This is a genomic window from Actinophytocola xinjiangensis, assembly GCF_001921215.1.
GTDB lineage: Bacteria > Actinomycetota > Actinomycetes > Mycobacteriales > Pseudonocardiaceae > Actinophytocola > Actinophytocola xinjiangensis.
Genome location: NZ_MSIF01000001.1, coordinates 243679 through 255556 on the forward strand (window position 1 = coordinate 243679; position 11878 = coordinate 255556).

Here is an 11878-nt window from a genome sequence, read left to right on the forward strand (position 1 = left end):
CGGTCACGCTACACGTCAATTCGAACACGTGAGCGAGATTGTTCGGAACTCCACGACACTGTCGGGGTCATGGTTCTGTAACCCGATGTAACCATCGGTGGCGCTGCGTTGAGGGTCGGAGCTGGTCAGATCGTTGACCAGGGTGTCGTTCAGCCAGACCTGAAATCGCTGGTCGGTGACGGTGATGCGGTAGGTGTTCCACTCGCCGGGCGGCCTGGACGCGGACTCGGTGGGGGGTTGGACGTTGTAGATCGCGCCCGTCTTCTGGGGGTCGCCCTGGGGGTTGTCGTTGATCTGGATTTCGTAGCCGTTCGTGACGGCGACCCCGGGGTCGTCACCTGGATCGGGGAATCTCAGAAAGATTCCGGAGTTGTCGGTCTCCCGCGTGACCCGCCAGTCGAGCCGCAGGTCGAGGTCGCCGAACGACCGGGCCGAGTACCACAGCAGACCCATCCCGCCCCGGGTGCGGAGCACGCCGTCCTCGGCGTCGACACCGCCGGGACCGGCGTGGGACCAACCTGACAGCGAGTCACCGTCGAACAGCTCGATCGGGTCGTCGTCACATGCCGGGGTGGTTGTTGGTGAGGAGCAGGCGGCAAGCAGCAGGAGCAGGGGAAGCCAGCGTCGCACCCACACAGTGTGACACCGGGAGCCCCGACGGTTGGCCCGCCGACGGCCCGGGTACGCCGACGCCCACGTGCCGACGAAGGGTGACACCATGACCAGCCAGCTCGCGCGGCGCCCCAGGATCGTCGTGATCGGTACGGGGTTCGCCGGATTCCACTGCCTGCGCACGCTGGAACGCCGGCTGACCCCGGGCGCGGCCGAACTGCTCGCGGTGAACCCGACCGACTACATGCTCTACGTCCCGCTGCTGCCGGAGGTCGCCGGCGGCGCGCTCGACCCCCGGCAGGTCGCCGTGCCGCTGCGGACCAAGCTCCGGCGCACCAGGGCGGTCCTCGGTCACGTCACCGGGATCGACCTGGCGGCACGAACCGTGACGGTCACCAACGTCGAGGGCGAGACCACCGAGCTGGCCTGGGACCGCCTGGTCATCGCCTCCGGCAGCGTGACCCGGCTGCTCTCGATCCCCGGCGTCGCCCGGTACGCCAAGGGGTTCAAGTCGGTGGCCGAGAGCGTCTACCTGCGCGACCACGTGCTGCGCCAGCTGGAACTCGCCGAGCAGAGCGACGACCCGGTCGAGCGCCGGGAGCGCGCCACGTTCGTGGTGGTCGGCGCCGGCTACACCGGCACCGAACTGGTCGCGCAGGGCCAGGAGCTGGCGCACCAGTCGCTGCGCCGCTACCGGGGCCTGCACGAGGAGGACGTCCGGTGGATCCTGGTCGACATGGCCGACCGGGTGCTGCCCAACCTGGCCGAACGGCTCTCCGGCCCGGCCCGCGAGGTGCTCGAACGGCGCGGTGTGGAGGTCCGGCTGCGGACCAGTGTCAGCGAGGTCACCGAGAACCGCGTCCGGCTGACCGACGGCACCGAGATCCCGACCCGCACGGTCGCCTGGTGCGTCGGCGTGCGGCCGGACCCGTTGGTCGAGCCGCTGAACCTGTCCACCACGAAGGGTCGGCTGGACGTGGACACCCACCTCCGGGTGCCGGGTCACCCGAACGTGTTCGCCGCCGGTGACGTCGCCGCGGTGCCCGACCTGGTGCGGCCGGGGGAGATCACGCCGATGACCGCCCAGCACGCGCAGCGGCAGGGCCGGATCGCCGCGATCAACGTCGCGGCTTCGCTCGGGTTCGGCCAGGAACGCGAGTACCGCCACCGGGACCTGGGTTTCGTCGTCGACCTCGCCGGCACCCAGGCGGTGGCCGACCCGCTGCACATCCCGTTGCGGGGACTCGCCGCCAAGATCGTGACCCGCGGGTACCACCTGATGGCGTTGCCGTCGAACCGGCTGCGGGTGGCCTTCGACTGGGCCGCCGACCTGGTGACCCGCCGCCAGATCGTCCACTTCGGAATGGTGCCGGAGGAGGGCGTCAGCCTCGCCGACAGTGACGACGCGCCGCGGCCGGAGGAGTTTGCCACCGACCGGTCCGGGTAGTACGGCAGAACAGGCCAACCCACAGAGGAGTGAACGTCAATGCCCACGATCGAGGGAAAGCGAGTGGCCTTCATCGCGACGGACGGTGTCGAGCAGGTGGAGCTCGACCGGCCCTGGCAAGCGGTGGCCGACGCCGGTGGACGTCCCGAGCTGATCTCCCTCCAGGCCGGGGAGATCCAGGGGTTCAACCACCTCGACAAGGGTGACCGGCGGCCTGTCGACCGGGTGATCGACGATGCCCGACCGGAGGACTACGACGCGCTGGTCCTGCCGGGCGGAGTGGCCAACGGGGACTTCGTGCGGGCCGACGACCGGGCCGTGCGGTTCGTCAGGGACTTCGTGCTCGCCGACAAGCCCGTCGCGGTCATCTGCCACGGCGGCTGGGTGCTCGCCGAGGCCGACGTGGTGCGCGGTCGCACGATGACGTCCTGGCCGAGCCTGCGCACCGACCTGCGCAACGCCGGCGCGACCTGGGTCGATCAGGAGGTCGTCGTCGACGACGACCTGGTCTCCAGTCGCCGCCCGGACGACCTGGACGCCTTCTGCGCCCGCACGGTCGAAGCGATCGCACCGGCCTGATCGCTGGCCTGATCGCTGGCCTGATCACCGTCCGTCGGCGGCGCGCTGTCGGCGGCGGGTGTCCCAGGTGTTGACGGCGATCATCATCCGGTTCTTCTTCGTGTTCTGGAACGCGGCGCAGCGCCAGACGTCGCCCTCGCGGACGAGGGTGAAGGTCTGGACCTTGGTGAGCCGCGCTGGCCCGCGCCTGCTCAGGCCGCCCTCGGTCAGGACGACGACCACGTCGTCGGACAGCGCGGTCGTGGACAGCACCTTCATGGTCATCCTGCTGCCGCGCTGGTAGGTCTCGAAGACGGTGACGTGGGAGCGTTCGATCTCCTCGCGGCCCTGGTAGGCGATGCCGGCGTAGATCACGTACGACGCGTCCTCGGTGAACTCGGCGGCGTAGGCGTGCGCGTCGCCGGCGTCCCAGGCCGCGACCATGCGGTCGAGAACGGCGGTGATCGCCTGGGCGGTGTCGTCGGTGAGCTGAGTGGTCATGTCGATCTCCCTAGTGCAAAGCGCTTTAGTGCGATGTGCACTAATCTAGGTCACGGATCGAGTTAGTGCAAGGTGCATTAGCGTTGGCCGGGAGGAGGCGTGATGACACTGAGGCGTGAGGACCGGGATCTCGTCGGGTTGACTGTGCTCGCGATGTTGACGCTGGGGCCGCGGCACACCTACGAGATGCAGCGGTTCGTGGTCAAGACGCGCAAGGACTACCTGACCGGGCTACCTCGGTCGATGTACCACTCGGTCGATCGGCTGGAGCGGGACGGGCTGATCGCGGTCGACCACGTCGACCGGGCGGAGGGTCGGCCGGAACGCACCCTGTACCGGCTCACCGAGGCCGGGCGGGACGCGCTCGGCGACCGGCTTTCCCGGCTGCTGGCCACCCCGGACCGGGACGCGACGCTGTTCGTCGCCGCGTTGTCGCTGGCGGCGGCGCTGCCTCAGGCTCGCGTGGAGACCGCGCTGCGTGAGCGGGTCGCCGCTCTGGCGGGGGAGCGGGAGGCGCTCTTGGGTGACCTGCGCTCGGCCGTGGGGGTGGAGCGGATCCTGTTGGTGGAGGCCGAGTTCGAGGCGGCCCGGCTGGGTGGCGAGCATGACTGGGTGACCGGGTTCCTGGTCGAGTTGGGGGACGGGCGGTTGCGGTGGCCGAGTGCGGCCGTCGCCACGACCTTCCCGGTCTAGAACTTGTACAGATGTACATGTACAGATGTACATGTACTGATGTACAGTTTCGTCATGCCTTACCTCTTCCTGGCGTGCGCGATCCTGTTCGAGGTCGTGGCGACCAGCCTGCTGAAGACGACCGACGGGTTCTCCCGGCTGTGGCCCACCGTGCTGGTCCTCGCCCTCTACGCCGGCTCGTTCGCCTGGCTCTCGCTGGCCGTGCGCCAGGTCCCGGTCGGCGTGGCCTACGCGATGTGGGCCGGCCTCGGCACCGCGCTGATCGTCGCGATCGGGGTCGTGTTCCTTGGCGAGTCGATCGACCTGGCCAAGGTGCTCGGCGTCCTGCTCATCATCGGCGGCGTGGTGACCCTCAACCTCGGAGGTGCGGCACAGTGACCAGGCGCGATCCGCAGGGCCGGCGGCGGGCCATCGTCCACGCCGCGATCGGGGTGATCGCCGAGGTGGGGATCGCCAGGGCCACCCACCGCCTGATCGCCGAGCGGGCCGGCGTGCCGTTGGGGTCGACGACCTACTACTACCCGACACTGGACGACCTGGTCGCCGAGGCGCTGCGCGAGGTCACCGAGGCCGCGCGCGCCGGGCTGGAGCAGTGGGCCGACCAGCTGACCGGCGGCGACGACCAGGTCGGCACGCTGATCGCCCTGGTCCGCGACTGCCTCGACGACCGCGAGGTGACCCTGGTCTGCTACGAACTGACCCTCGCCGCGGCCCGGGTGCCGGAACTGCGGCCGGCGGCGGTGCTGTGGATCGACGGTCTGCGCGGGATCTGCGCGCGGATCGCCGGCGGGCCGGAGCGGGGGTTCGCACTGGCCGCACTGATCGACGGCACGGTGCTGCGGTCGCTGGCCAGCGGGCAGCCACCGGACGAGGAGGGGCTGCGGGCCGGTCTGGACGCCCTGGTCAACCCCCGAACAACGGCAGGATCGACTTGATCGTCTGGTACAGGGCGTAGACCAGCGGGATGCCGACGATCAGCCACGAGACCACCAGACGCACGGACTGGTTCGGCCGGCCGGCGGGTGCGGACGGTTCGGTCACGGCTACTTCCTCCCTGCCTCGGCGAACGCGTCGGTGGTGTCGGCCGACTCGTGGAACCGGGTGGCGACCGGGCGGACCAGCAGGTTCGCCACGAAACCGACGGCGAGCACCCCGATCATGGTGAACAGTGCCGGCCGGTAGTCGGCCGCGACGAGCTCGCCCGGTTCGCCCCGGGCGTCCAGGAAACCGTTGATGATCAGCGGTCCGGCGATGCCGGCCGCCGACCAGGCCGTCAGCAGGCGGCCGTGGATCGCGCCGACCTGGTAGGTGCCGAACAGGTCGCGCAGGTAGGCGGGAACGGTGGCGAAACCGCCGCCGTAGAAGGAGATGATCACGGCGGCGAGCAGGACGAAGACGGCGGTCGAGGTGTGTCCGGCGACCGCCAGCAGGAAGTAGAGCACCATCCCGACGCCCAGGTACATGACGTAGGTCGGCTTGCGGCCGAGGAAGTCCGAGGTGGACGACCAGGCGAACCTGCCGGCCATGTTGAAGATCGAGAGCAGACCGACGAACGCGGTGGCGGCCGTGGTCGCGACGCTGGACGTGCCGCCCTCGCGGAAGAAGTCCTGGATCATCGGGCTGGCCTGTTCCAGGATGCCGATGCCGGCAGTCACGTTGCAGAACAACGCCGTCCACAGCAACCAGAACTGCGGGGTCCTGATGGCATTGGCCGCCGACACGTTCGCCGTGGTGACCAGCGGTTTCGCCTTCAGTTTGGTCGGGTCGAAGCCGGCGGGGCGCCAGCCTGGCGGCGGCACCTTGACGTTGAACACGCCGAGCATCATCACCAGGAAGTAGCCGATGCCCAGGGTGAGGAACAGCTTCGCGACGGCGTCGCCGGAGGCGACCGAGGACGCGACCGAGGAGTCGTAGGCTGGGTCGTAGAACGACATCAGCTGGCGTGAGAGCGGCGAGGCGACCAGGGCGCCGCCGCCGAACCCCATGATCGCCATGCCGGTGGCCAGGCCCGGCCGGTCGGGGAACCACTTGATCAGCGTGGACACCGGCGAGATGTAGCCGATGCCCAGGCCGATACCGCCGATGAACCCGTACCCCAGGTACACCAGCCAGAGTTGGCCGGTCGCGATGCCCAGGGCGCCGATCAGGAAGCCCGCCGCCCAGAAGCACGCTGCGGTGAACATGGCCGCGCGCGGGCCGACCCGCTCGACCCAGGTGCCCATGATCGCGGCCGAGACACCGAGCATGACGATCGCGATGGAGAAGACGATGCCGACGGCGGTCAGGCTGGTGTCGAAGTGTTCGACCAGCGCGTTCTTGTACACGCTGGTCGCGTAGGCCTGACCGATGCACAGGTGGATCGCCAGCGCGGCGGGCGGGATGAGCCACCTGCTGTAGCCCGGACTGGCGACTGTGTGCTCGCGATCGAGGAACGACAGGGCGGCCACGACACACCTCCGTACGGGGAGCGTATGCGGTATGCAGGGAACCTAGTTCACAACCTACAACGGCCGGTTCGACCTGGGGAGAAATTCTCGGAGGGCGCGAAAATCAGGCCAGGTACCGCTGGACCAGCTCGTCGAGCCGGGCGTGCACGTCGACCCGGTGCGCGGTGTCCAGCAACGCCCTGGCCAGCATCGGTTCCGGGTCGCGGTCGGCCAGGACCAGCCCGACCTGGTACTCGCGGCGCGGCCGTTCCAACGGCACCACCCGCAGCCCCTCCGGCACGCCGAACACGTGCAGCCAGGCGTGCGCGATGACCCCCGACCACTGCCGGGTGGCGACGTGCGCGTAGATCGAGGACACGCTGTCGGCCTCGACCGACGGGGTGACCGTGACGCCGGCCTCGGCGAAGTTCCGGTCGAGGATGCGGCGGTGCTGCATGACCGGCGCCAGCATGCACAGCGGGGTCTCGGCCAGCTCCTGCCAGCCGACCGAGTCGCGGGTGGCGAACTCGCCGTCGACGGCGGTGAGCAGCAGGTAGCGCTCGCGGTAGAGCGGCACGACGCGGACCGTGCCCAGCGGCTCGTTGTCCACGTAGGTCATGCCGATGTCGAGGTCGAACTCGGCCAGCCGTTGCACGATCTCCTTGCTGGACAACGACTCGATCGACACCCGCAGCTGCGGGTGGCGTTCGGACAGCGGGGTCGTGAGCAGCGAGGCGAGGGTGATCGCGGTGGGGATCGCGCCGATGCGCAGCACCCCGGACAGGCCGCCGCGCATGCTGGACAGCTCGTGGCGCATGGCGTCCTGCTCGGCGAGGATGCGGTGCGCCCACCGCAGGACCTGTTTGCCCTCCGGGGTGAAACCCTCGAAACGTTGCCCGCGCTGGACGATCTGCACGTCGAGCTCGGCCTCCAGCTTGCGGATGGCGGCGGAGAGCGCGGGTTGGGAGACGTGGCAGGACTGCGCCGCGCGACCGAAGTGACCTTCCCGCGCCAACGCGCTCAGGTACTCCAACTGGCGCAGCAACATGGACAAAGAGATACCCCCTTGACAGCCGTCGGTAAAGCCGGCACGGGTCTTGCCTCGACGGAGTTACCCTTCCGAAGGTGGAAGGTGACCGACTGTGTCTGAGTGACCCGCGTCCACGACGAGACACCGACGGGCTGACGGATCAGGCGGTCAGGTGATCCGGATCGGGTTGACCAGGTCCGCGGTGACGGTGAGCAGCAGCAGGGCGCCGCCGAGCAGGACCAGGGTCAGGGTGACGGTGGACAGCCGGGTGTAGTCGACGGGCGCGGCGGCCACCAGGCCCCGGCGTCGCCGGCGGCGGTTGCGCAGGTGTTCGTAGCTGACCACCGCGATGTGTCCGCCGTCCAGCGGCAGCAGCGGCAGCAGGTTGAACACGGCCATGAAGAAGTTGAGGCCGGCCAACAGAAGCAGGAACAGCGACCACAGGCCGGCCGCGACGGCCTCACCGCCGATGCGGCTGGCGCCCACGACGCTGATCGGGGTGTTCGGGTCACGTTCGCCGCCGAAGATCGAGCTGACCAGCGCCGGGACGCGTTCGGGGAACTCGACCAGGCGGTGGAAGGTCTGGACGAACATGTCGGCGGAGAACGACATCGTGGCCGGGACCGCCGACAGCGGGCCGTAGGCGAAGGCCGTCGTGGTGGACACACCGGCCACCCCGACCTCGACCGGTCCGGTGTCCGACGGGCGGGTGACGGTCGGGACGTCGACGGTCAGCGTCAGCACCTGGTCGTCGCGCTGGACGGTGAACGCGGTCGGCCCGGCGGCGTCGCGGACCTCGGCGACCATCTCCGGCCAGGTGGGCGTCGGGGTGCCGGCCACGGCGAGGATCTCGTCGCCCGGCCGGATCCCGGCGGCCCGTGCCGGGCCGGTCGCCGAGGGCGGGCAGGTGGGGTTGGCCAGGTCCTCGGCGGTGCGCGCGTCGGTCACGCACGGCGCGGTGGTGGTGACGACCGGTTTCTCGGTCAGGTTCGGCAGACCCAGGGTGGTGGCCAGGGCGTAGAGCAGGACGAAACCCAGCAGCAGATGGGTCACCGGGCCGGCGGCCATGACCGTATTGCGTTTCCACGTCTTGTGTTTCCACATGGCCCGGCGTTCCTCGTCCGGCGTGAGGTCGTCGAGGGTGGTCATGCCGGCGATCTCGCAGAACCCGCCGAAGGGCAGGGCCTTGAGGCCGTACTCGGTCTCACCGCGCCGGAAGGAGAACACCGTCGGGCCGACACCGACGAAGTAGCGGCGGACCTTCATGCCGAACGCCTTGGCCGCCACCAGATGCCCGGCCTCGTGCAGCGACAGCGACAGACACACGCCCAGCACGAACAGCAGCACGCCGAGGAGGTAGGCCAGCATGCGCCAACACTGCCAGCGGCGGGGTGAAGTGACCGTTGGGGTAGCCGAGGACGCGAAACCGGCGTCGGTCCCGGTGTGACGACGCGAGCCCCGCGCCGATCGTCACGCCTCGGCGAGCGTGTCCAGGATCTGTTGGCCGTACTTGGCCAGCTTGTTCTCGCCGACGCCGTTGACCGTGCCGAGCTGGGCCAGGGTCGCCGGGGCGTCGGTGGCGATCTGGCGCAGCGTGGCGTCGTGGAAGATCACGTACGCCGGGACGCCCTGTTCCTTGGCGGTCGCGCCGCGCCACGCGCGCAGCCGCTCGAAGACCGGCTTGGCCTCCGGCGCCAGCTCCACGACCGGGGTCGACCGGGAGCGGCTGGCGGACTTGGTGGGGCGCTTGGGTTCGGTGCGCAGCCGGACCTCACGGCGCCGGCCGAGCACCTCGGCGCTCGCCTCGGTGAGGACCAGCGTGCCGTGGTCGCCCTCGACGGTCAGCAGGCCCTGCGCCAGCAGTTGGCGCACGACCGTGCGCCACTCCGGCTCGGACAGGTCGGTGCCGACCCCGAACACCGTCAGCGTCTCGTGGCGGTGCTGGGTGACCTTCGCCGTCGTGCGTCCCAGCAGGATGTCGACGACGTGGCCGACACCGAACTTCTGGCGGCGTTCCCGGTCGAGCCGGTAGACCGTGGACAACACCTTCTGCGCGGCGATCGTGCCGTCCCAGGACTCCGGCGGCGACTGGCAGGTGTCGCAGTTGCCGCACGGGGTGGCCTGCTCGTCGAAGTAGTTCAGCAGCTGCACGCGGCGGCACTCCACGGTCTCGCACAGCGCCAGCATCGCGTCGAGGTGGGTGCCCAGGCGGCGGCGGTGCGCGTCGTCGCCCTCGGAGGTGGCGATCATCTTGCGCTGCTGCACGACATCGGCCAGGCCGTAGGCCAGCCACGCCGTGGACGGCAGGCCGTCGCGGCCGGCGCGGCCGGTCTCCTGGTAGTAGCCCTCGACCGACTTGGGCAGGTCGAGGTGGGCGACGAACCGCACGTCCGGTTTGTCGATCCCCATGCCGAAGGCGATCGTGGCGACCACGACCAGACCGTCCTCGCGCAGGAACCGCGACTGGTTCGCCGCGCGGGTCCGCGCGTCCAGCCCGGCGTGGTAGGGCAGCGCCTCGATCCCGTTCTGGCTCAGGAAAGCGGCCGTGCGTTCGGTGGAGGCGCGGGACAGGCAGTAGACGATGCCCGCGTCGCCCCGGTGCTCGGTGGTGAGCAGCTCCAGCAGCTGCTGCTCGGGCTTGTTCTTCGACACGATCCGGTACTGGATGTTGGGACGGTCGAAGCTGGCGACGAAGTGCCGCGCCTCGGTCAGGTTGAGCCGGGTGGCGATCTCCGCGCGGGTGGCCTCGGTGGCGGTGGCGGTCAGCGCGATCCGGGGCACCGTCGGCCAGCGCTCGTGCAGCGCCGACAGCCCGAGGTAGTCGGGGCGGAAGTCGTGGCCCCACTGGGCGACACAGTGCGCCTCGTCGATCGCGAACACCGAGATCCGGCCCTGGTCGAGCAGCCGCTGGGTCGACTCGACGGTCAGCCGCTCCGGCGCGAGGTACAGCAGGTCCAGCTCGTCGTTCAGGAACTCGTTCTCGACCAGCCGCCGGTCCTCGAAGTGCTGGGTGGAGTTGAGGAAGCCGGCCCGCACACCGAGCGCGCGCAACGCGTCGACCTGGTCCTGCATCAGCGCGATCAGTGGGGAGACGACGACGCCGACACCGGGCCGCACGAGCGAGGGGATCTGGTAGCACAGCGACTTCCCGCCGCCGGTGGGCATCAGCACCAGCGCGTCACCACCGTCGACGACGTGGTCGATGATCTGCTGCTGTTCGCCGCGGAAGGCGTCGTAGCCGAACACGCGACGCAACGTGTGCAGGGCGGGGGTGTCGGTGTGTGGCACGGTCACCCCGGCGATTCTAGGGGCGCGCCCCGACACGCCCCACGAGTTGTCCACAGGTCAGGCGTGGCCGCCCACCGTGACCTCGCCGATGACCAGTTCCGGTGTCGCCTCCAGGATCTCGCCGACCCGGTCCACCTGCTCGTCGAGCGCCGCGCGGCGGAACCGGCCGAACGGTTCGACGGTCAGCACGACCCTGCGGCCGGAGCGGCGCTGGTGCCACCGGCCGCGCACGACCCCGTCGATGATCATGACCTGGAAGTTCCCGGCCGCCCGGTCGAACGCCGGACCGGGGTAGAGCCGGGGGCGGTCGTTGCCCACGGCGTAGGCGTAGGTGTCGAAGTAGGGCAGCAGGCGCAGGCCCCGGGGCGGGTCGTCGGGAACGTCGGTGTCACCCCGCCACACCCACGCCGGCTCGCCGTCGACCGTCACCTCCTCCAGCGAGCCGGCCAGGTCGGTGAACACCGTGCGCGCCCAGGCCGGCGGGGCCGCCGCCCAGTTCGCGAACCGGGCCGGGGTCGAGGGCCCGAAGGCGTGCAGGTAGGCGCGCAGGATCTCGGCCGGCGCCGGGGCGGCCGGGGCGAAACCGGGCAGCCAGCGGCGCGGGTTGGTGTAGGTGACCTTGCGGCCCCGGCCCGGTCCGAAACACAGCGCCCCGCGCAGGCCGGCCAGGTGCAGTGCCTGTCGCCAGCGCGGCCACTTCCCGCCGAAGGCCTCCATCACCGGGTCGCCGGCCCACGCGCCGCACGCCGCGACGACCGCGTCGGACAGCTCGTCGATGGTCAGCTCCGCGTCGGCGACCGCGTGCTCGACCGCCGCGATCACCTGCTCGGTCTGCTCGTCGGTCATCCGCACGTGCGCCGGGGGCTGACCGCCACCGAACGGGATGGTGCCCAGCACACCGGTCCACATCGGCAGGTCGGCGGCGGCCAGCAGATGCACGGTGCCGCGCGGTCCGAACGTCTTGACCAGGCTGTGGTCGGTCCACAGGGCCTCGCGCACGGTCTGGCGGGTCGCGCCGGCCAGCCGCAGCCCGATCGACAGCTCGGCGGCGGACATGACCTGCGCGTGTGTGCCGGCCACGGCCGACGCGACGCCGGCCGGCCCGGTGGTGAGCGGCCCGGCGAGGCCGTGCCGGGCGAGGCGGCGGGCACAGACCTGCGCCCAGGTGAACGCGGTCATCCGCGCACCGGCTCCGCTTCGCGCACGGAGCGCATTGCCGCGACGAACGCCGGCGGCGCGGAGTCGGCGACGTGGAGCCGCGGGAAGACCTTGCCGACGGTCCAGAGGGTCACGGTGTTCATGGCGGCGACGGTAACCGTCATG

At 70.4% G+C, this 11878-nt stretch carries 14 protein-coding genes; 5 read left to right on the forward strand and 9 right to left on the reverse strand.

Annotated elements, in window-relative coordinates; translation table 11 throughout:
• Window positions 1-15 precede the first annotated feature (15 nt).
• On the reverse strand, window positions 16-630 hold the full coding sequence (locus tag BLA60_RS01190) for a 3-keto-disaccharide hydrolase (protein ID WP_075131428.1): 615 nt from the start codon (window positions 628-630) through the stop codon (window positions 16-18).
• Between the two features lie 88 nt (window positions 631-718).
• Here BLA60_RS01190 and BLA60_RS01195 point away from each other — a divergent pair, with 88 nt between their 5' ends.
• Window positions 719-2059: an NAD(P)/FAD-dependent oxidoreductase gene (locus BLA60_RS01195; RefSeq protein ID WP_075131429.1), complete on the forward strand. Its 1341-nt coding sequence runs from the start codon at window positions 719-721 to the stop codon at window positions 2057-2059.
• Between the two features lie 39 nt (window positions 2060-2098).
• Window positions 2099-2638, forward strand: a complete 540-nt coding sequence (locus BLA60_RS01200; protein ID WP_075130786.1) for a type 1 glutamine amidotransferase domain-containing protein — start codon at window positions 2099-2101, stop codon at window positions 2636-2638.
• Window positions 2639-2662: 24 nt separating this feature from the next.
• Here BLA60_RS01200 and BLA60_RS01205 read toward each other — a convergent pair whose 3' ends face one another.
• On the reverse strand, window positions 2663-3118 hold the full coding sequence (locus BLA60_RS01205) for an SgcJ/EcaC family oxidoreductase (RefSeq protein WP_075130787.1): 456 nt from the start codon (window positions 3116-3118) through the stop codon (window positions 2663-2665).
• 102 nt (window positions 3119-3220) lie between these two features.
• Here BLA60_RS01205 and BLA60_RS01210 point away from each other — a divergent pair, with 102 nt between their 5' ends.
• The 3 genes from BLA60_RS01210 to BLA60_RS01220 are packed head-to-tail and all read left to right on the forward strand — an operon-like array spanning window position 3221 to window position 4746.
• Window positions 3221-3811 carry a PadR family transcriptional regulator gene (locus BLA60_RS01210; RefSeq protein WP_075130788.1) on the forward strand — a complete coding sequence of 197 codons (591 nt, stop codon included), beginning with the start codon at window positions 3221-3223 and terminating at the stop codon, window positions 3809-3811.
• Window positions 3812-3865: 54 nt separating this feature from the next.
• The gene (locus BLA60_RS01215) at window positions 3866-4189 is read left to right on the forward strand and encodes a DMT family transporter (protein ID WP_075131430.1); all 324 of its coding nucleotides are present in this window, start codon (window positions 3866-3868) and stop codon (window positions 4187-4189) included.
• Entirely contained in the window at window positions 4186-4746 is a 561-nt protein-coding gene (locus tag BLA60_RS01220; RefSeq protein WP_075130789.1) for a TetR/AcrR family transcriptional regulator, read from the forward strand. Before BLA60_RS01215 ends, BLA60_RS01220 begins: the two co-directional genes overlap by 4 nt.
• Here the strand turns inward: BLA60_RS01220 and BLA60_RS42885 are convergent.
• From BLA60_RS42885 to BLA60_RS46095, 7 genes are all read right to left on the reverse strand, one after another.
• On the reverse strand, window positions 4715-4852 hold the full coding sequence (locus BLA60_RS42885; RefSeq protein WP_154814042.1) for an MFS transporter small subunit: 138 nt from the start codon (window positions 4850-4852) through the stop codon (window positions 4715-4717). The genes BLA60_RS01220 and BLA60_RS42885 overlap by 32 nt on opposite strands.
• A 2-nt stretch (window positions 4853-4854) precedes the next feature.
• Window positions 4855-6258 carry an OFA family MFS transporter gene (locus tag BLA60_RS01225; RefSeq protein ID WP_075130790.1) on the reverse strand — a complete coding sequence of 468 codons (1404 nt, stop codon included), beginning with the start codon at window positions 6256-6258 and terminating at the stop codon, window positions 4855-4857.
• A 103-nt stretch (window positions 6259-6361) separates the two neighbouring features.
• Entirely contained in the window at window positions 6362-7285 is a 924-nt protein-coding gene (locus BLA60_RS01230) for a LysR family transcriptional regulator (RefSeq protein WP_075130791.1), read from the reverse strand.
• A gap of 150 nt (window positions 7286-7435) precedes the next feature.
• Window positions 7436-8635 (reverse strand): M50 family metallopeptidase, encoded by a 1200-nt coding sequence (locus BLA60_RS01235; RefSeq protein WP_075130792.1) that lies wholly within the window; start codon window positions 8633-8635, stop codon window positions 7436-7438.
• Between the two features lie 102 nt (window positions 8636-8737).
• Window positions 8738-10561, reverse strand: coding sequence for a DNA helicase RecQ (recQ, locus tag BLA60_RS01240; protein WP_075130793.1), 1824 nt, complete (start codon window positions 10559-10561; stop codon window positions 8738-8740).
• Between the two features lie 51 nt (window positions 10562-10612).
• Entirely contained in the window at window positions 10613-11734 is a 1122-nt protein-coding gene (locus BLA60_RS01245; RefSeq protein ID WP_075130794.1) for a winged helix DNA-binding domain-containing protein, read from the reverse strand.
• A complete protein-coding gene (locus BLA60_RS46095) occupies window positions 11731-11856 on the reverse strand; it encodes a hypothetical protein (protein ID WP_281257404.1) in 126 nt (41 codons plus the stop codon). Before BLA60_RS46095 ends, BLA60_RS01245 begins: the two co-directional genes overlap by 4 nt.
• Between the last annotated feature and the right edge of the window lie 22 nt (window positions 11857-11878).